General features: G+C 71.2%; 16 protein-coding genes and 1 pseudogene. 4 read left to right on the top strand and 13 right to left on the bottom strand.

Going from position 1 to position 17,097, the window contains the following annotated elements; translation table 11 throughout:
- Positions 1 to 2: 2 nt before the first annotated feature.
- A complete protein-coding gene (locus tag ACZ7L5_RS07345) occupies positions 3 to 1,640 on the bottom strand; it encodes a phosphotransferase (RefSeq protein ID WP_471515147.1) in 1,638 nt (545 codons plus the stop codon).
- 268 nt (positions 1,641 to 1,908) lie between these two features.
- Between ACZ7L5_RS07345 and ACZ7L5_RS07350 the strand changes: the two genes are divergently transcribed.
- Positions 1,909 to 2,205: a hypothetical protein gene (locus ACZ7L5_RS07350; protein WP_328882120.1), complete on the top strand. Its 297-nt coding sequence runs from the start codon at positions 1,909 to 1,911 to the stop codon at positions 2,203 to 2,205.
- A gap of 56 nt (positions 2,206 to 2,261) precedes the next feature.
- On the opposite strand, the gene pspAB is transcribed toward ACZ7L5_RS07350, so the two are convergent.
- The 4 genes from pspAB to glnA all read right to left on the bottom strand — a co-directional run bounded on the left by pspAB (position 2,262) and on the right by glnA (position 5,951).
- Positions 2,262 to 2,891, bottom strand: coding sequence for a PspA-associated protein PspAB (gene pspAB / locus ACZ7L5_RS07355; protein WP_471515149.1), 630 nt, complete (start codon positions 2,889 to 2,891; stop codon positions 2,262 to 2,264).
- Positions 2,892 to 2,893: 2 nt separating this feature from the next.
- Positions 2,894 to 3,811, bottom strand: coding sequence for a zinc metalloprotease HtpX (htpX, locus tag ACZ7L5_RS07360; RefSeq protein ID WP_471515151.1), 918 nt, complete (start codon positions 3,809 to 3,811; stop codon positions 2,894 to 2,896).
- A gap of 337 nt (positions 3,812 to 4,148) precedes the next feature.
- Positions 4,149 to 4,421 carry an SCO2583/SCO2584 N-terminal domain-containing protein gene (locus tag ACZ7L5_RS07365; protein WP_363037589.1) on the bottom strand — a complete coding sequence of 91 codons (273 nt, stop codon included), beginning with the start codon at positions 4,419 to 4,421 and terminating at the stop codon, positions 4,149 to 4,151.
- Between the two features lie 120 nt (positions 4,422 to 4,541).
- Positions 4,542 to 5,951, bottom strand: coding sequence for a type I glutamate--ammonia ligase (glnA, locus tag ACZ7L5_RS07370; RefSeq protein WP_328882124.1), 1,410 nt, complete (start codon positions 5,949 to 5,951; stop codon positions 4,542 to 4,544).
- Positions 5,952 to 6,149: 198 nt separating this feature from the next.
- Between glnA and ACZ7L5_RS07375 the strand changes: the two genes are divergently transcribed.
- Positions 6,150 to 6,617: an RDD family protein gene (locus ACZ7L5_RS07375; protein WP_471515154.1), complete on the top strand. Its 468-nt coding sequence runs from the start codon at positions 6,150 to 6,152 to the stop codon at positions 6,615 to 6,617.
- A 110-nt stretch (positions 6,618 to 6,727) separates the two neighbouring features.
- Here the strand turns inward: ACZ7L5_RS07375 and ACZ7L5_RS07380 are convergent, their stop codons facing one another.
- The 4 genes from ACZ7L5_RS07380 to lipB form a co-directional block, all read right to left on the bottom strand.
- Positions 6,728 to 7,429, bottom strand: a complete 702-nt coding sequence (locus ACZ7L5_RS07380; RefSeq protein ID WP_328882126.1) for a DUF4191 domain-containing protein — start codon at positions 7,427 to 7,429, stop codon at positions 6,728 to 6,730.
- Between the two features lie 76 nt (positions 7,430 to 7,505).
- A complete protein-coding gene (locus tag ACZ7L5_RS07385; protein ID WP_328882127.1) occupies positions 7,506 to 7,706 on the bottom strand; it encodes an SCO2195 family GlnR-regulated protein in 201 nt (66 codons plus the stop codon).
- A 256-nt stretch (positions 7,707 to 7,962) separates the two neighbouring features.
- Entirely contained in the window at positions 7,963 to 8,928 is a 966-nt protein-coding gene (lipA, locus tag ACZ7L5_RS07390) for a lipoyl synthase (protein ID WP_328882128.1), read from the bottom strand.
- A gap of 94 nt (positions 8,929 to 9,022) precedes the next feature.
- On the bottom strand, positions 9,023 to 9,823 hold the full coding sequence (lipB, locus tag ACZ7L5_RS07395) for a lipoyl(octanoyl) transferase LipB (RefSeq protein ID WP_363037486.1): 801 nt from the start codon (positions 9,821 to 9,823) through the stop codon (positions 9,023 to 9,025).
- A 278-nt stretch (positions 9,824 to 10,101) separates the two neighbouring features.
- On the opposite strand from lipB, the gene ACZ7L5_RS07400 reads away from it, so the two are divergent.
- The gene (locus ACZ7L5_RS07400) at positions 10,102 to 11,541 is read left to right on the top strand and encodes a regulator (protein WP_365062017.1); all 1,440 of its coding nucleotides are present in this window, start codon (positions 10,102 to 10,104) and stop codon (positions 11,539 to 11,541) included.
- Positions 11,542 to 11,547: 6 nt separating this feature from the next.
- Here ACZ7L5_RS07400 and ACZ7L5_RS07405 read toward each other — a convergent pair whose 3' ends face one another.
- Together ACZ7L5_RS07405 and ACZ7L5_RS07410 are read right to left on the bottom strand one after the other, a co-directional pair.
- On the bottom strand, positions 11,548 to 12,936 hold the full coding sequence (locus ACZ7L5_RS07405) for an NAD(P)/FAD-dependent oxidoreductase (RefSeq protein ID WP_471515157.1): 1,389 nt from the start codon (positions 12,934 to 12,936) through the stop codon (positions 11,548 to 11,550).
- A 201-nt stretch (positions 12,937 to 13,137) separates the two neighbouring features.
- A complete protein-coding gene (locus ACZ7L5_RS07410) occupies positions 13,138 to 14,037 on the bottom strand; it encodes a TIGR01777 family oxidoreductase (protein WP_365062015.1) in 900 nt (299 codons plus the stop codon).
- Positions 14,038 to 14,108: 71 nt separating this feature from the next.
- Here ACZ7L5_RS07410 and ACZ7L5_RS07415 point away from each other — a divergent pair, with 71 nt between their 5' ends.
- A complete protein-coding gene (locus ACZ7L5_RS07415) occupies positions 14,109 to 14,606 on the top strand; it encodes a GNAT family N-acetyltransferase (RefSeq protein ID WP_471515159.1) in 498 nt (165 codons plus the stop codon).
- Positions 14,607 to 14,657: 51 nt separating this feature from the next.
- On the opposite strand, the gene ACZ7L5_RS07420 is transcribed toward ACZ7L5_RS07415, so the two are convergent.
- On the bottom strand, positions 14,658 to 15,842 hold the full coding sequence (locus ACZ7L5_RS07420) for a MarP family serine protease (RefSeq protein ID WP_471515161.1): 1,185 nt from the start codon (positions 15,840 to 15,842) through the stop codon (positions 14,658 to 14,660).
- Between the two features lie 361 nt (positions 15,843 to 16,203).
- Positions 16,204 to 17,097, bottom strand: a pseudogene (locus tag ACZ7L5_RS07425) (hypothetical protein); the annotation flags it as partial.

Here is a 17,097-nt window from a genome sequence, read left to right on the forward strand (position 1 = left end):
GGTCAGCCGTACGACTCCAGCAGCCCCTCCACGTACGCCGTCAGCCTCCCGCCCAGCACCTCGGGCGTCAGGTCGGTGCGCCCCAGCTCACGCCACGGTCCGGCGAGTTTCGCCGCGTCGGGGGAGTAGGCGAGGGCGTCGATCAGCCGCCAGTACAGGTGGTCCGCCCCGTCCGCGAGCCGCCGCCCGCCGTGCGCTTCGTACCGGTCACGGAACCCGAGACCGTACCCGGGCCCGTGCAGCAGCGCGAGTGCGGTCGAGCAGTGGGCGACGTCGAGGTCGACGGGGCCCCACGAGGTCTCCACCCAGTCGACGACCCCGCTGATCCGGCAGTGCTCACCCGTACCACTGAAGAGCACGTTCCCCGGGTGGAAGTCCCGGTGCAGAAAGCATCCCTCGTACGCCGGAGGCTGCTGCCGGATCACCTCCACGGCTCGCTCCCACAGCCGGCCCGACGGCGTCCGCACCCGCTCCGCGGACGTCCACGCCTGGTACGGCCTCGGGCGATCGTCGGGTACGACCCGGTGGATCGCGGCGAGTTGGCCCGCCAGCAGGTCCAGGCGCCGGTCCAGGTCCTCGTCGTCCACCCGCACCCGGCCCGGCAGGAGCGACATCAGCAACGAGGGGTGGTCGCAGTGTTCGGCGGTGGCGTCGACGGCGATCAACTCGGGTGCGGGGACGCCGTCCTGAGCGGCGAGCAGGGTCAGGACCGACGCCTCACGGGTCAGCAGTCCCGGCGCGTGCCTGCGGAAGAAGGGCTTCACGAACGTGCGCAGCGCGAGCCCGGTGCCGTCGTCGAGGGTGAGCCGCCGCATCTGCGAGCTCCAGCCGCCCTTCGCGAACGCCGTGTCGGTGACCGTCCGCCCCTGCGGCACCTGCTTGGCCAGCCACGACCGGGTGGCCGTCCACCCCCGGTCGCCCAGCCCGGCCAGCACCGCCGTCACGAACTGCCGCCGGTCCCCGGCATGTTCCTGGAACCACAGGCCCAGCATGTGTTCCGAGCCCGGCACCTCGAACCGTGTGAACTGGGCGTGCGCGGCCAGGGCGTCCTGAACCGCCTCCGTCACCTCCGGCGGGATGATCGCGTCCGTCCCCGGCACCGCGAGCACTGCCCGGCCCTCGTACGCCCGCAGCACCTCGAGTGCGGGCGCCCCGCGCCAGCCGTCCGGCCTGCGGATGATCTCGCTGAACTGCCCGTTCCCCTCGCCGAACGGCACATCCCAGGCCTCCTCGGCGTACACGGCGGGCGCGCACAGCCCGATCGCCGCCACGCGCTTCCCGTAGTGCGCGACGAGATCCGACACCGTCTGTCCGCTCATGCTGAACCCGACGAGGACCAGCGGACCGCCCGCCGGCACGCGCGCGTCGATCACGGAGACCGCCTGCTCGAAGCGCCGCCGCAGGCTCAACTCCCGCAGTTCACCGCTGCTTTCGCCGTGCCCCGAGAAGTCGAGGGCGAGCCCGCCGCAGCCGCGGGACACGAACTCGGCGAGCAGCGGGAGCAGCCGTTCCTTGCTGCCGATGCCCGCGCCGTGCAGCAGGACGGCGGTGGCCGTTTCCGGGCCGGCGGCGGCATCGCCGTACACGCAGCTGAGCAGTTCACCGTCGTGGGTGTGAGTGAAGGAGGAGAGCTCGGTCATGCACCCCATTCATTCACAGCGGCCACCGGCCGAACTCGGGCCCCGGGAAAAGGAGATGCACGCCGAGTGACCGTCTCCCTACCCTGGACATGCGTAACGGAGCAGTTCACGCCGCTTTTCGCAGGGCGGGCGTCACCCTGCGGACTCGGGGCTACTCTCTACGCACCGACGGACGGTCGCCATCCCCCAGCGCCCCGTCGGGCATCCATCGGTCACCGCTCAGAGATCCACCAGATCCAGATCCAACCCACGCTCACGGAGGCCCGTGATGGGCACCATCGTCATCTCCGGGACCGTCGTCCTGGTGATCTTAGGATTCGACAACCACCTCTACTGGCTGGCCGCCGTCGCGGTGCTCTTCCTCTACCTGCAGTACGGCCGCAGCGCCTCCGCGCCGAGCGGTGGTGCGGGCGGTGGCGGGGGAGGGGCCCCGTCCGGAGGCTCCATGCCCGCGGACTACCGCGCCTACCGCGACCGCCGTGACATGCAGGCGAAGTGGGAGCGCCGCTACCGCCGCGAGCGCCCGCTCGAGACGCGCCGTCAGGAGCGCGAGAAGAGCAAGTGAGACCACCCGCGGTGGTAGGCCGCGGGGGTCGCGCCCGCAGTGCGAGGTGCCCCCGGTCACAGGCCGGGGGCACCCCACAGCGGGAACCAGCGGTTCAGGTCCTGCTCGATCCGCAGGTCGTTCGCGAGGGCAGCCCTCACCCGCAGTTCCAGCGCGTTGTCGCGGCGTTCCGTCGCACCGGGCAGGGGTGCGAAGGGATAGAAGGTGCCGCGCTTGTAGAGGTAGACGAGCGCCATCCGCCGCCCTGGCTCGCCGCTTCCCGCCCCGCCGCCCGCTGCCGGCCCCTCACCCTCTGCGTACTCGAATCCCGCAAGCGAGCACAGCAGCTGCGGGCCGAAGCCGTTGACCTCCATCGCGCTGTTCACCGCGTGCAGGTCGTTGACCAGTTCCGGCAGCTGCTCGGGCGTGCGCCGGGAGACCAGCCACGAGTAGCCGTAGCCGTCCCGCGTCAGCTGCACCGGCCGGCCCTCGCGCTCGGCGTCCGCGTCGAGCAGCGCCTGCACCTCGCGGTGCGTCTGCTCGAAGGCGGCGCCCTCGACCGTGGCGAAGCACACCGCCCCGCCGCCGGACGGCCGGAACCCGGCCGCCGCCTCCAGCGTGATCGCCGCCGACGGCAGCCCGAAGAGCTGGTCGAGATCGGGCGCGACCGGTTTCGTACGGCCCAGCAGAATGTCGAGCAGCCCCATGCTCACACCCCTCCGGGAGCCGCAGCCTCGCCCAGCTCGGCGGAGATCCGCCCCAGCTGGTCGAGCCGCTGTTCCAGGCTCGGGTGAGTCGAGAAGACGCGCGCGATGCCGGGCTCGCGGCCCAGGGCCGGCGTGAAGTAGAAGGCGTTGAAGGCCTGCGCCGTCCGCAGGTCCTTGGTGGGGATGCGGGCGATGTCGCCGGAGACCTTGGTCAGTGCGGACGCCAGCGCCGAGGGCCGCCCGGTGAGCAGCGCCGCGGCCCGGTCGGCGGCCAGCTCCCGGTACCGGGACAGGGCCCGGATCAGCAGGAAGCTGAGTGCGTACACGGCCGCCGACACGCCCATCACGGCGGCGAAGATCACGGCGGTGTTCTGATCCCGGCGCCCGTCGCTGAACAGCTGCGAGTAGAAGGCGAACCGTACGATCAGGCCCGCGATCACGCCGAGGAACGAGGCGACCGTGATCACGGCGACATCCTTGTGCGCCACGTGCGACAGCTCGTGCGCGAGGACACCCTCCAGCTCGTCCGGCTCCAGCCGCCGCAGCAGCCCCGTGGTCACACAGACCACGGCATGATCGGGATTGCGCCCCGTGGCGAACGCGTTCGGCATGTCCATCTCCGACACGGCGACCACGGGCTTGGGCATGTCGGCGATGGCGCACAGCCGGTCGACGACCCCGTGCAGCTCGGGATACTCCTCCCGCTCCACGACCCGCCCCCGCATCGCGAACAGCGCGACCCGGTCGGAGAACCAGTACTGCGCCCCCAACAGCGCCGCCGCCACGACCACGACGAGCACCCAGGACTTCAGCAGAAAGATCAACGCGACGACGAACGCCACGTACAACAAACCGAGCAGAAACAGAGTGATCCCCATACGGGCGGTCAACCGCCGATCACTCCGGAACCGGCTCTGCATTTCGCATCACCCCGCGCACTCAGGCACTCGTCCCACTGCCCAGTGTGCACCCGGTGACTCCCATGAACGGGTCGTGATCGGCCCCAGGACCGGCAAAGGCCGGGAGTGCGGATCGCGGCGGACGGCCTAGGTCGTGTCCGCAAAGTCCCGCCGGCCCCGCGACGCCTGGCACGCTCCCCCACTCTCGGCTTCGCTGAGCGGGAAGGTCCCCCACTGCCGCACCGGTCGAAGGCCCGAGTACGTCCAGTACGAGGGCCTCCGGCCGGCACGCCGAGAGCACGCACCAGACGCCGCGGGCCCGCCCCCCGGGCGAACGACGGGACCTTGCGGACAGGACCTAGTAGCCCGCGCGGAAGTTGATGTAGCCCAGCAGCACGATCACCCCGGCGACGCAGCCCAGCACGATGGCCGTGGACACCCAGCCCGACCTGCGCTGCCGCCGCGCCACATGATCGGGCTCACCCCGGAACGGCACCGGCCCGGGCGGGTTCTCCTTCCAGCGCGCGGCGAGCATTCGGGCCCGCGCCGAGGGCTCCTTGTGCTCGGCGTTGTCCGCCCACTTCAGGTCGAACTCGCGTTCATGATCGTCGTGTTCGTGCTGCTCCGGCATCCCGCCCACCCCCGTGTCGCGCATCGGCAGAGGCAGAATAGAACATACGCCCGCGCCCCCGCTGTCAGTAGAACAGCGGGGGCGCGGGCGCTGTGCCTCGGTGCCTGAATCAGGCGTCGATCACACGTCGAAGTACATCTCGAACTCGTGCGGGTGCGGACGCAGCTGCAGCGGGGCGATCTCGTTCGCGCGCTTGTAGTCGATCCACGTCTCGATCAGGTCCGGCGTGAAGACGTCGCCCTGGAGGAGGAACTCGTGGTCGGACTCGAGGCGGTCGAGGACGGCCGGGAGGGAGGTCGGGACCTGGGCGACGCCCGCGTGCTCCTCGGGAGCCAGCTCGTAGAGGTCCTTGTCGATCGGCTCGGCCGGCTCGATCTTGTTCTTGATGCCGTCCAGGCCCGCGAGCAGCAGGGCCGAGAAGGCCAGGTACGGGTTGCCGGAGGAGTCGGGCGCGCGGAACTCGACGCGCTTGGCCTTCGGGTTGGAGCCCGTGATCGGGATACGCATCGCGGCGGAGCGGTTGCGCTGCGAGTACACCAGGTTGATCGGCGCCTCGAAGCCCGGCACCAGACGGTGGTACGAGTTCACCGTCGGGTTGGTGAAGGCGAGCAGCGACGGGGCGTGCTTGAGGATGCCGCCGATGTAGTAGCGGGCGGTGTCCGACAGGCCCGCGTAGCCGGCCTCGTCGTAGAAGAGCGGCTGGCCGCCCGTCCACAGCGACTGGTGCACGTGCATGCCCGAGCCGTTGTCGCCGAAGATCGGCTTCGGCATGAAGGTCGCCGTCTTGCCGTTGCGCCAGGCGACGTTCTTCACGATGTACTTGAAGAGCTGCAGGTCGTCGGCCGCGGCGAGCAGCGTGTTGAACTTGTAGTTGATCTCGGCCTGGCCGGCGGTGCCCACCTCGTGGTGCTGGCGCTCGACCTGGAGGCCGGAGGCGGCCAGCTCCAGGGAGATCTCCGCGCGCAGGTCGGCGAAGTGGTCGACCGGCGGGGCCGGGAAGTAACCACCCTTGTAGCGGACCTTGTAACCGCGGTTGTCCTCCAGCGCGCCCGTGTTCCAGGCACCCGCCTCGGAGTCGATGTGGTAGTACGCCTCGTTCTCGGCGGTCTTGAAGCGCACGCTGTCGAAGACGTAGAACTCGGCCTCGGGGCCGAAGTACGCGGTGTCGGCGATACCGGTGGAGGCGAGGTAGGCCTCGGCCTTCTTCGCCACGTTCCGCGGGTCACGGGAGTACTGCTCGCCCGTGATCGGGTCGTGGATGAAGAAGTTGATGTTGACCGTCTTGTCGCGGCGGAACGGGTCGACGCGCGCGGTGGACAGGTCGGCGCGCAGCGCCATGTCGGACTCGTGGATGGCCTGGAAGCCGCGGATCGAGGAGCCGTCGAACGCGAGCTCCTCGGCCGGGTCGAAGGCCGTGGCAGGGATCGTGAAGTGCTGCATCACGCCCGGCAGGTCGCAGAACCGGACGTCGATGAACTTGACGTCCTCGTCCGCGATGAACTTCTTGGCCTCGTCGGCGTTCTGGAACATCCAGCTCCTCCTACTCCCGACCCGTCGGTCCGGGGTGGTAGTTCGGTCGTGCGGCCAGTGCGGTGGCACACGCTGACTTCGACCCTAGGGACGGGTGATTTCTCGGGCGTGACCCATTTGTTTCGCACACGTTAACCGGACATCCCCGACCTCCCCCCACCTGTCCACATCGCAAAACGGGCACAGTACCGTGGTCGCGTGGACAAGAGGCAAGCAATCGGATCCTGGCTCTCGGGCCCCCGCGCGGCGGCCGAGGAAGCCGGTGTCGACTTCGGATACCGGGGTCAGCAGCTCGGTCTCCCCGAGGAGGGACCGGGCTCCATCGCCCGCCCGGGACGCCGGATCGGGGCCCTGGCCGTCGACTGGGGCATCTGTGTCTTGATCGCATACGGTCTCATTACGGACGGCTACGGTCAGGCGACGAGCAACTGGGCGCTGCTGCTGTTCTTCCTCATGAGCGTCCTGACCGTCGGCACCGTCGGCTTCACCCCGGGCAAGCGCCTCTTCGGCCTGCGCGTGGTCGTCCTGGAGACCGGCACCGTGAACCCGCTGCGCGCCCTGCTGCGCACGGCTCTGCTGTGCGTCGCCGTCCCGGCCCTGATCTGGGACCGCGACGGCCGCGGGCTGCACGACCGGCTGGCCCACACCGTCGAGGTACGGATCTGACCTCCGTACGCCTCGCATAAGTCGAACGTACTCCTCGTACCGCACGCTTCGCATACGACGATGGGGGCGCCCGGATCACTCCGGGCGCCCCCATCGTCGTACGAGGAAGGTCAGCGAGCCCTCGGCCCGCCCTTCGGCAGCTTCATGCCCTTGGGCATCGGACCCTTGGGCAGCGGCATGTTGCTCATCAGGTCGCCCATGGCCTTGAGACGGTCATTGGTGGCGGTCACCTGGGGGCCGGTCAGCACGCGCGGCAGCTTCAGCATGGTGGTCCGCAGCTTCTTCAGCTCGACCTGGCCCTCGCCCGTGCCCACGATCAGGTCGTGCACCGGCACGTCCGCGACGATGCGGTTCATCTTCTTCTTCTCGGCTGCCAGCAGGGTCTTCACCCGGTTCGGGTTGCCCTCGGCGACCAGCACGATGCCGGCCTTGCCGACGGCCCGGTGGACCACGTCCTGACTGCGGTTCATCGCCACCGCGGGGGTCGTGTTCCAGCCTCGGCCGATGTTGTCCAGCACGGCCGCTGCGGCGCCCGGCTGGCCCTCCATCTGCCCGAAGGCCGCCCGCTCGGCCCGGCGCCCGAACACGATCGCCGACGCGAGGAAGGCGAGCAGCAGGCCCAGGATGCCGAGATAGATGGGGTGACCGATCAAGAAACCGATCGCGAGGAAGACACCGAAGGTGACGATTCCGACAGCCGCGAGTACAAGACCGATCTTCTTGTCGGCCTTGCGAGTCATCTTGTAGGTCAGAGCGATCTGCTTGAGTCGCCCGGGGTTCGCAGCGTCCGCTGCCGTGTCCTTCCTCGCCATGCCACGAAGTCTACGTGCCCCCGGAAGCGCCGACGACGGCAGTGCCGTGCCGGAGTGCAGCGGGAGCGCTCCTGAGTCAGGGACGGACGGTGGTGACCTGGTCCAGGACGCGCTGCGCCTCGACCCGGTCCTTGGCGCGACGGCGGTCCTCCAGCACGGACGTCCAGGCGTTGCGACGAGCGGTGCGCTGGCCGCTGCTCATCAACAGCGACTCGACGGCACGCAGTGCAGTGGTGAACGACGGGATGGCGGTGGCGCGAACGGGCGCGGCCTGCATGGCGGAGGTCCCCCCTCGGGAATGGCGGCTTCGTGAGTGGTGCACGGGGTGTACAACCAGGGTCACTGATTGGTGTTACCAGGGCGTGACCGACCGGTCAAACACCAATGAAACCTTGATACGCCGCCGGAAACGCTTGACGCGGCCCTGATGGTGCCCCTATCTGCGGGGACGTCCAGGACCGCGTCAATCGGCCGTTGCCTGAGGGCAGTTGCTTGTGCGCAGGTTCACATGAACCGGGTGGCACTCCGTGCCATCAGACCGCCTGCGAGGCGACGTACGAACCCCGCTTCTCCACGGCCATCTGGTAGAGCCGCCCGGCACGGTACGAGGACCGCACCAGCGGGCCGGACATCACGCCGGAGAAGCCGATCTGCTCGGCCTCGTCCTTCAGCTCCACGAACTCGTGCGGCTTGACCCAGCGCTCCACGGGGTGGTGGCGCACGGACGGGCGCAGGTACTGCGTGATGGTCACCAGCTCGCAGCCCGCGTCGTGCAGTTGCTGGAGCGCCTCGCTGATCTCCTCGCGGGTCTCGCCCATGCCGAGGATGAGGTTGGACTTGGTGACCAGGCCGTAGTCGCGGGCCTCGGTGATGACCTTCAGGGAACGCTCGTAGCGGAAGCCGGGGCGGATGCGCTTGAAGATCCGGGGCACCGTCTCGACGTTGTGCGCGAAGACCTCGGGGCGGGAGGCGAAGACCTCCTGGAGCAGCTCCGGCACGGCGTTGAAGTCGGGGGCGAGCAGCTCGACCTTGGTGCGGCCGGCCTCGCGCTCCGCGGTCTGCTGGTGGATCTGGCGCACGGTCTCCGCGTACAGCCAGGCGCCGCCGTCCGGGAGGTCGTCGCGGGCGACGCCGGTGATGGTGGCGTAGTTCAGGTCCATGGTGACCACGGACTCGCCGACGCGGCGCGGCTCGTCGCGGTCGAGCGCCTCGGGCTTGCCGGTGTCGATCTGGCAGAAGTCGCAGCGCCGGGTGCACTGGTCGCCACCGATGAGGAAGGTCGCCTCGCGGTCCTCCCAGCACTCGTAGATGTTGGGGCAGCCGGCTTCCTGGCAGACCGTGTGCAGGCCCTCGCTCTTCACGAGGTTCTGCATCTTCGTGTACTCGGGTCCCATTTTCGCCCGGGTCTTGATCCACTCGGGCTTGCGCTCGATGGGGGTCTGGGCGTTGCGGACCTCCAGGCGCAGCATCTTGCGTCCGTCGGGTGAGACTGCGGACACGACCGGCTCCCTAGCGATTGATTCTTCGGCGCCCTCAAGGGTACGCCCGTGGATTTGAATGCCTGCGTGGGTGTCAGCCCCTCCACGGGCCTGTTTATGCCGCCGGTTCCCTCTCGATCTCCCGCGGCTTCAGATCGGCGTTCTCCAGTACGTCCGTCAGGTGCCGCTCGACGACCGGCAGCACCTCGTCGATCGTGACGTCCCGGCCGAGCTCGGCGGCCAGCGAGGCGACGCCCGCGTCGCGGATCCCGCACGGGATGATCCGGTCGAACCACTTGTTGTCCGGGTTCACGTTCAGGGCGAAGCCGTGCATGGTCACGCCCTTCGCGACCCGGATCCCGATCGCCGCGATCTTGCGGTCCTCGCGCCGCTGGCCGGCGTTGGAGGGGGCGTACTCGGGGCCGTTCAGACGCGGGTCGAACTCCTCGTCCGTCAGGCGGGGGTCGAAGTCCAGCGCGAGTCCGCCGAACGACGGACGCTGTTCGACCGGGTCGCCCAGGACCCACACCCCGCTGCGGCCCTCGATGCGGGTGGTCTCCAGGCCGAACTCCGCACAGGTGCGGATCAGGGCCTCCTCAAGCCGGCGTACATGGGCCACGACGTCCACGGGGCGCGGCAGCTTCTGGATCGGGTAGCCGACGAGCTGCCCCGGGCCGTGCCAGGTGATCTTGCCGCCGCGGTCCACGTCGATGACCGGTGTGCCGTCCAGGGGCCGCTCGTTGTCCGCCGTGCGCCGGCCCGCCGTGTACACCGGAGGGTGCTCGAGCAGCAGAACCGTGTCGGGGATCTCGTCCTCGAACCGCGCCGCGTGCACCCGGCGCTGCTCGTCCCACGCCTGCTGGTACTCGACGGCGTCCGCCCCGAACCCCATGCGCACGAACCGCAACTCACTCACGGCAAGCGCCTCCCTGGTGCTTAGAAGGTCGTAAGGCACAAAGCGTGCCTACGCCACTGTACGACCGGCTCGTTCGGGTGACGTCTCGCGGTCCGCGTCAGCCCGGTAGGGCAATCCTCACACGATCGGATGAATGGGCGGCGTAATGTGCGATCGACTGCTTACTCTCCGCTACATTCGCGCCGTTCGAGCAGGCCAAAAGGGCTGCTCACCGGCAATCCGGGCACCCGCGGCCGTACGGCCCCGCAAGGCCCGAAAGGCAGGAGACCGCACCGCAGATGACGGAACGACCCGCGCAGCGCACTCCCAACCGCCAGCTCGCCGCGCTCATCGCAGAAGCGGGATTCTCCAACGCGGGTCTCGCCCGCCGGGTGGACCAGCTCGGCCTCGAACACGGGCTTGATCTCAGATACGACAAGACCTCGGTCACCCGCTGGCTGCGCGGGCAGCAGCCACGCGGTACGACGCCCGCGCTCATCGCCGAGGTCTTCACGCGCCGCCTCGGCCGCCGGCTCTCCGCGCAGGACCTCGGCCTCGACGCCTGCGCGCCCGTGTACGCGGGGCTGGAGTTCGCCGCGACACCGGAGGAGGCCGTCGACATCGTCAGCGGCCTGTGGCGCAAGGACTCGGGCAGCCACGCCGAGCTGCGCAAGATCGCGTTCACCCCGGCAGGCCTCGTCGTGCCCAGCCGGGACTGGCTGATCGGCCGCGCCGACGAGAAGGTCGCCCGCGGCGAGGCGATCGCCCGCATCCCGGTGCAGGGCCGCCCCACGGCCGTACCCCGCCAGCGCGGGCAGGCCGAGCGCGGCCCCGGCCAGAAGGTCACCGGCGGCGACATCGCCGCGCTGCGCTCGGTCGGCGAGTTGTTCCGCTCCCTCGACGACATGTACGGCGGCGGCCACGCCCGGCAGGCCCTGGTGCGCTACCTGGAGCACGAGTGCGAGCCGATGCTGCGCGGCACCTACGGCGAACAGACCGGACGCCGCCTGTTCGCGGCCGCCGCCGACCTCACGAGGCTCGCGGGCTGGACGTCGTACGACATCGCGGCGCACGGGCTCGCCCAGCGCTACTTCGTGCAGTCGCTGCGGCTCGCGCAGGCGGCCGGCGACCGGGCCTTCGGCTCCTACGTCCTGGTCACCATGAGCCGCCAGGCCGTCTACCTCGGGCACGGCCGTGAGGCCGTCCAGCTCGCGCGCGTGGCCCAGCAGGGCGTGGGGACCAGCGCGCCGCCGGTCGTGCAGGCCCTGCTGCACGCGTGCGAGGCGCGCGGGCACGGCGTACTGGGCGAGGTGCGCGCCTGCACCGCCTCCCTGGTGCGGGCCGAGCGCGCCCTCGAAGCGGCCCGCCCCGTCGACGACGTCCCGCACTGGGCGCGCTTCTTCGACGAGGCGCAGCTCGCCGACGAGTTCGGCCACTGCCACCGGGACCTGCAGCAGTTCCGCGCGGCTGCCCAGCATGCCGAGCGGTCCCTGCAACTGCGCGCCCCCGCCTATGCCCGCAGCCGCCTGTTCTCCCGCGTCGTCCTCGCCTCCGCCCGCCTCGGCCTCGGCGAACTCGACCAGGCCTGCGCGCTGGGCGCGGAGGCCGCGGGCGCTGCCGCGGAGATGCGGTCGGTGCGGGCGGTCGAGTACGTCAAGGATTTCGAGCGGAGGCTGGAGCCGTATCGGGACGCGGCGCCGGTGAGGGGGTATCGGGACAAGGTCGCCGCCCTGGGGTAGGGGGCTTCAGGCGGCCCTCGCCGTGGGGACCGGATCCGCCCTGTGCATCGACCCCGCCGCCCCCAGGTCCGTCAGGATCGCCGCCGCGGCCCGGTGGGCCGAGTGCAGGGCGCCCTGGACCGTGCTGGTGTCGCGGTGGTCGCCGCAGACGTACAGGCCCGCCAGGAGGCGCACCTGGCGGCGCAGGTCGTGGGGCGGGCGCATCGCGGGGACGGCTTCCGGGGTGTGGTGCACGGCGAGGGTCTCCCAGCGTGCCGTGGAGGTGCCGTAGAGGCGGGACAGATGCGTCCGTACGGCCGTGTCGATGTCGGGCGGCGGCGTGCCGAGGACCGTCGACGAGACGAGCGTGCGGCCGGCCGGTGCGCGGCTCGGGTCGACCTGGCTGATCACCGCGGTGTGCGCGACCGGGCCGCCCCGGTCGGCGTCGAGCAGCAGCGAGGCGCCGGTCGTCGGCGGCTCGTCGGTCGTGTGGTGGACGACGGTCACCGGGTGGAAGTCCGGGACGCGCAGGCCCGGCAGCAGTTCGGCGGCGGTCCGCGCGTCCGTCGCCAGCAGGACGGCACGGCAGCGGATCTCGCCGTGCTCGGCGGTGGTCACGGACGTCGTCGCGACCGACGTGACCCGCACGCCGGTGTGCACGGTGCCCGGCGGCAACGCCCGTGCCAGCAGCTCCGGCAGCGCCTCGGCGCCGCCCTCGGGCACGCACATCCGTCCGCCGGCGAAGGAGCGGAGCGCCAGATCCGCACACCGGCTGGATGTCGTCAGCTCCGGGTCGCACAGCAGCGCGGCGAGCAGCGGCCGCAGGAAGCCGTCGATCGTCCGAGCCGGAACACCCCGCTCCGCGAGTGCCCGCGCGGCGGGCAACTCGGGGCGTGACAGCAGCCGTTCGATCGGCACGGTCGCCAGCCGGGCGAGCGCGGCGCCCAGCCGGGCCTGGTCCACGGCGGTACCCAACGGTGCGCCCGCGCGGACCCGCGGGATGGGCGTCTGTCCCGGAACGCCCCGTACGGGCCCGGTCCTCGGGGCGCTCGCAAGGGCGCGCACCGCGTGGAGTGCGCCCCTCGCGCGCCGGGCGCTCATCGGGCTCGCCACCGCGCCCGCACGATGTCGGCGCCCGTCGCTGTGCAGCAGTACGCCCGGCGCGAAGGGGCGCAGCGCCAGCGCGTCGAGCCCGGGTGTCAGCCGTAGCTCCGGATACGACGTCGACAGGAGCTGGCCTATCCGGTCCAGCCGGAACCCGTCGACCTTCTCGGTCGACATGCGGCCGCCCGGGTAAGGGGCGGCCTCCAGCACTGCGGTCCTCACTCCTGCGCTGGTCAGCCGATGCGCCGCGGAGAGTCCGGCGACCCCGGCTCCCACGATGACGACATCCGCCTGGTACGCGGGCTCAAGCACGTGCCCCTCCTCGAGGTTGCGCGGCCGGTGGAGACGTCATGCCCCCAACTGGCTCCGGGGATACCCGAGTTCGGGTCGAGGTTAGGGCTGTGATCGGTCAAAAACAGTCGCGCATGAACAGAGCACGGTCGCACAGTGGTCGCATGCAGGCGCTCGGTGTCGCCGACCGATACATGGCGGATGCCCGGCTTGACCCTTCGATTACTTGGCGGCCGCCCGGATCGCCCCCTCGATGTCCGGGAACGCGAAGGTGAATCCGGACTCCAGCAGCCGCTTCGGCAGCACCCGTTGGCTGCCCAGCACGTCCCCGGCCAACTCGCCGAGTACCGTCCGCAGCACCGGCTCGGGGACGGGGAAGAGTGTCGGCCGGTGCAGTACCCGCCCCATAGCCTCGGTGATCTCACGGTTCGTCAGCGGCTGCGGTGCGGTCACATTGAACGGGCCCGACAGGTCGTCCCGGTCGATCAGATGCCGGATCGCGGCCACCTCGTCGTGCAGCGAGACGAACGACCAGTACTGCCGTCCGTCCCCCAGCCGCCCGCCGAGCCCCGCCTTGAACAGCGGGAACAGCCGCCCCCAGGCCCCGCCCTGCCGGGCCACCACCAGTCCCGTGCGCGGGAACACCGTCCGTACGCCCGCCTCCTGCGCGGGCGCCGCCGCACCCTCCCACTCCACGGCCAGCGAGGGCAGGAAGCCCTCCCCGGGCGGGGCGCTCTCGTCGACGGCACGCTCGCCGGTCTCCCCGTAGTAGCCGATCGCGCTGCCGTTGACGAACACCCTCGGCGGCTCGTCCAGCGAGGCCATCGCCTCCGCGAGCGCCGCCGTGCCCTGCACCCGGCCGGACCGGAGCTTCGCCTTGTACGCGTCCGTCCAGCGCCGCGAGCCCACGTTCGCGCCGGCCAGATTGACCACGGCATCGCACCCGGCGAGTCCGGCCGCGTCCACGTACTTCCGCTCGGGATCCCAGCGGACCTCGTCCGCCGAGCCCGGTGCCCGGCGCACCAGCCGCACCACCTCGTGCCCGTCCGCGACCAGCGACCGCACCAACGCGCCGCCGATCAGTCCGGAGGAGCCGGCCACCGCGATTCTTGAAAGTTCCATGACCTCAATCCTGCCGTTGACCACATAAAACCCCGGTCGGGTTCCCGGGCACCGGTCGTAGGGTGACGCTCATGCCCGAGTCGTACAAAGCCCGTATACGCGCTGCTCTGCCCGATGACGAGGAGGAGCTGTCCCACCTCGACCGTGTCACGTGGTCGCCGATGCACGCGGTCGTGCCCGAACCGCGCCCGCCCTACCCGCCGTTCTTCACCGAGCGCCACGCCCCGGAGGACCATCTGGTCGCGGAGCACGACCGCCGCATCGTCGGCTACGTCCGCCTCGGCTTCCCCACCCCGCTCGCCTGTAACGCGCACGTCCGGCAGATCCAGGGCCTCGCCGTCGCCGACGAGGCGCGTGGCCTCGGCGTGGGCCGGGCACTGATCCGGGCGGCCGTGGACGAGTCCCGCCGCAGGGGCGCACGCCGGATCACCCTGCGTGTCCTCGGCCACAACACGCCGGCGCGCAAGCTGTACGAGTCCGAGGGGTTCGTGGTCGAGGGGGTGCTGCCCGGGGAGTTCTTCCTGGACGGGCAGTACGTGGACGACGTGTTCATGGGGCGCAGTCTCTGACGGGCTGTCACGCACGGCACGGGCCGTACCGGAGCCGACAGCCCTCGGGCCTCACGAGGTGACGAGTTCCCCCGTGTCCACCGCCGCCGTCGCGTAGGCCGCGCGCTTGGCGTCGGAGGCGACCTCGGCGACCGTGAGGACGTAGCCGGTCCGGTCGTCGGAGGTGGAGCGGGCGAAGACAACGCCGAACACCTTGCCGTCCGTGGTCAGCAGTGGGCCGCCGGAGTTGCCGGGGCGGACGGTGGAGCGGATCGAGTAGATCTCGCGGGTGACGGTCTCGTCGTTGTAGATGTTCTGGCCGGTCGCCCGCACCCGGTTCGCGACCGTCGCCGCCTGGAGGTTCAGGTCGCCGTCCTCCGGATAGCCCGCCACGACGGCCGAGTCGCCGCGGTTGGCGTCGTCGTCGAACGACAGGGCGGGGGCGCGCAGATCCGGGACGTACAGCACGGCGACGTCCCGGTCCGGGTCGAAGAGCACCACCCGTGACGCGTACGACGGCCCGATGCCGCCCACCCGGACGCTGGGGGCGTCGATGCCGGCCACCACATGGGCGTTGGTCATCACGTGCTGGGGGGAGTAGACGAAGCCGCTGCCCTCGCGGCCCTGTGTGCCCGCGGTGCCCTCGATCTTGACCGTGCTGAGCTTGGCGGCGGTGGTGGCGGCCGTCGTGACGCTGTCGCCGGAGGGCTCGGCGACCTCGGCGGTCGACTCGTTCTCGAAGGGGTTGAAGACCTGCGGGAAGCCGGCTTCGGTGAGTGCGGAGGTGGCTCGGGAGAACCAGGCGGGGGTCGTGTCCGGCATCGCGTCCTGCACGGTCCCGAGCAGCCGGGAGTCCCGGATGGCGGAGGTCAGCAGGGGGGAGGAGGACGCGGCGAGCACGCTTGCGGCCACCCACGCCACGATCAGTACGGCCACCGAGTTGGCCACGGCTCCGCCGACGCCGTCCGCCACCCTGAGCGGCCCGCGGTCCAGCTCCCTTCGCAGCCGCAGCGCCAGCCGTCCCGCCAGTTCGTGCACCAGCACCGCCGGGAGCAGCACGGTGAGCACCGCGGTCACGGTCGCCTCCGTCGTACCAGGCGTGACCAGGTCCATCATCCACGGCAGGATCCATACGCCGATCACCGCGCCGCCCACGAAGCCGGCCAGCGAGACGCATCCGGCCACCAGTCCGCGCCGGTATCCGGAGGCCGCGTAGGCCAGGATCACCAGCAACAGCAGGATGTCGAGCAGGTCCACAGAGCCGCCTTTCTCTCGGACCCCTTAGTACGCGCGCGAGCCGCCTGTTGATCAGTGCCCGCACACGCGCCGCCGGGAACCGGCCACGCCGCGTGCACCTGGAGAAACGCCCCGGACCAGGACGATGGTTCCACCGGGTGTCACACCACACATCGCGGGCGGACGGGATCCGTCGGACAGTAGGACCATGCGTGCCTTCCGACGGGTCACCCGAAGGGTCTTCCGAGGAACACGGGGGAAACGAAGACCACGTGCCGTACGAATACCGTGGGCTGCGCCGGTGCGGGGGGCGGTCCGCGGGTGGGACGAGGCAGCGCCGGGGGACTTGCGGGGGGCTGACGGAGGCGCGGGCCGGGAGCCGTTACGGGGAGATCCGGAGGCTTCGCGGGTTCGGGGTGGGGGTGGCGAGCAGGGGGCTGCGCCGGCAGCGGGCGCGGAGCCCTTGCAGCGGGGTGCGCGAGCTGCGGGCGCGGAGCCTCGGGGGGAGGCGGCTGCGCGGGCAGGGGGCCGGGACGGTGTAGCGGGGGGTGCCGGGCCTGCCGGGGCGTCGGGTGGGGGTGGCTTGGGTGGGATGCCGTGTGCTTCGGGCGGGGGTGGTGTGCAGGGGGCTGTGGGGGTGGAGGGGCTGGACGGTGTGCCGGGCGCTGCGGGGGTGGCGGGCCGGGACGGTGTGCCGGGTGCTGGGCGGGCGTCGGGTGGGGGTGGCTTGGATGGGATGCGGGCAGAGGGCGGGGGTGGTGTGCAGGGGGCTGTGGGGGTGGCGGGCCGGGACGGTGTGCCGGGTGCTGGGCGGGCCTCGGGTGGTGGTGGCCTGGAAGGGCCGCCGTGTGCTTCGGGCGGGAGTGGTGTGCAGGGGTCCGCGGGGGCTGCGGGCCTGGACGGTGTAGCGGGGGGTGCGTCGGCATCGGACGGCGAACCCTCGCGGGGTGCTTCGCGAGGAGCCGGCGCGGACGGTTTGCAGGAGGCTGAGGGCAGGCCGGCTGCGGGGCGGGTGGAGGACACGCCGGCCGTGCGGGAGCAACTGCCGGTGCGGGATGAGGTGGTCCTGCGGGAGCAGCCGGTTGTGGCGGAGCGGCGGCCCGTAGCGGGAGATCAGCCGTCCGTGCGGGAAAATCCGTGCGGGCCGGAGTGGCTGCCGGTACCGGAACGGCCTGTACGGCGGGAGCAACTGCCGGTGCGGGATGAGGTGGTCCTGCGGGAGCAGCCGGTTGTGGCGGAGCGGCGGCCCGTAGCGGGAGATCAGCCGTCCGTGCGG

This window comes from Streptomyces sp. NPDC107528 (genome assembly GCF_055639295.1).

Coding starts and splice junctions, on each gene's coding strand:
- ACZ7L5_RS07380 (WP_328882126.1), bottom strand. CDS start 7,429: ATGGCGAGGAAGGACACGGCAGCGGACGCTGCGAACCCCGGGCGACTC.
- ACZ7L5_RS07365 (WP_363037589.1), bottom strand. CDS start 4,421: ATGCCGGAGCAGCACGAACACGACGATCATGAACGCGAGTTCGACCTG.
- ACZ7L5_RS07350 (WP_328882120.1), top strand. CDS start 1,909: ATGGGCACCATCGTCATCTCCGGGACCGTCGTCCTGGTGATCTTAGGA.
- ACZ7L5_RS07345 (WP_471515147.1), bottom strand. CDS start 1,640: ATGACCGAGCTCTCCTCCTTCACTCACACCCACGACGGTGAACTGCTC.
- ACZ7L5_RS07410 (WP_365062015.1), bottom strand. CDS start 14,037: ATGGAACTTTCAAGAATCGCGGTGGCCGGCTCCTCCGGACTGATCGGC.
- glnA (WP_328882124.1), bottom strand. CDS start 5,951: ATGTTCCAGAACGCCGACGAGGCCAAGAAGTTCATCGCGGACGAGGAC.
- ACZ7L5_RS07400 (WP_365062017.1), top strand. CDS start 10,102: ATGACGGAACGACCCGCGCAGCGCACTCCCAACCGCCAGCTCGCCGCG.
- ACZ7L5_RS07385 (WP_328882127.1), bottom strand. CDS start 7,706: ATGCAGGCCGCGCCCGTTCGCGCCACCGCCATCCCGTCGTTCACCACT.
- htpX (WP_471515151.1), bottom strand. CDS start 3,811: ATGCAGAGCCGGTTCCGGAGTGATCGGCGGTTGACCGCCCGTATGGGG.
- ACZ7L5_RS07415 (WP_471515159.1), top strand. CDS start 14,109: ATGCCCGAGTCGTACAAAGCCCGTATACGCGCTGCTCTGCCCGATGAC.
- pspAB (WP_471515149.1), bottom strand. CDS start 2,891: ATGGGGCTGCTCGACATTCTGCTGGGCCGTACGAAACCGGTCGCGCCC.